Here is a 1,314-nt window from a genome sequence, read left to right on the forward strand (position 1 = left end):
CTCGCTTAAGCTTACCGCCGCGCTTGTGCTACTTCCCCATGTTCGGGCTTCAGCACATTCCCCGTCTTTGGGGAGCGGCTTAACCTTGGCACCTTCTTCCTGCCGCCAATATGAAGCTTCCCTCTGCTGCTCCCAGCTCTGTGCATAGACTCCCATCCGCTCCGACCATGTCCGGTACGAATGCGTTTTGCCCGGTAAAGCAACAGATTCACCGCGCAGCCGCTGCTCGTATCCCGCCGCGAAATCCTCCAATAGGATTCTCCAGGACACCCCGTCGACGACAAGGTGATGGATCGCGATCAGCAGATGGTCGCCGCTGTTCGTCCTGAACAACCCAAGTTGCATCAGTGGGCCGGTTTCTAGATTCATCTCCTGCTGGACCAGCGTCGCCTCACGCTCGATCGCTGCGCTGACGTCCGCTTCCGCCGAGACGTCGAATACATGCAGGCGGAACGCTTGATCTTCTGTCCCCTGGTTCATCTGCACGATCTTCCCTGCTTCTTGCTGGTACACCATCCGCAGCGCGTCATGGTGTTCCGTCAGCTTGACCACGACTTCCTCTACGAACGCTTCCCGGAAACCGTCCGCGCGGTACAGCATCATCGCCTGATTCCAATGATGGCTTTGCGAGAAACGTTGCTCGAAAAACCAACGCTGGATCGGACTAAGCGCCACTTCGCCTTCCACGGTCCCTTCTTCGGCTGCTGCCTGGGTCGTGACCTGAACATATTGACTGACTTCCTCGATCATCGGATACGTGAACATATCTCGGACGACCAGCTTGAGGCCTTCTGCACTTAACCTGGACACGATCTGGATCGCTTTGATCGAATCGCCGCCAAATTCGAAGAAGTTGTCTCGGATGCCAACTTGTTCGATTCGGAGCACCTCCTGCCAAATCGCCGCCAGCTTCGCTTCGGTCTCACTCCGCGGCGCCACGTATTCGTTTCCTGCCTGCACCAGACCTTGCGGCTCCGGCAGTGCGCGCCGATCTACCTTCCCATTGGCCGTCAACGGAATGCGCTCCACTTCTACTACATACGACGGTACCATGTACTCCGGCAGGCTACGCTTCAAATGCGAACGCAATTCAGATGCGTCGAACGCTCCGCTGCTCACCACGTACGCACACAGGTAAGCTTCGTCCCGCTCGTTTTTCCGGGCGACAACCACTGCTTCCTTCACGTCCGCGTGCTGCAGCAGACCGTGCACGATTTCGCCTGTCTCGATCCGATACCCCCGGATTTTCACTTGCTCGTCGATCCGGCCCATGTACTCCAGGTTCCCGTCCGGCAGCCATCTTACCAAGTCTCC

General features: G+C 57.6%; 1 protein-coding gene. It reads right to left on the reverse strand.

The window, feature by feature from the left end:
* Nucleotides 1-1,272: condensation domain-containing protein (locus AC1TPB_RS24830; protein WP_482078943.1), on the reverse strand; the 1,272-nt coding region annotated here is incomplete at its 3' end.
* Between the last annotated feature and the right edge of the window lie 42 nt (nucleotides 1,273-1,314).

This window comes from Paenibacillus sp. Y951, assembly GCF_056786395.1.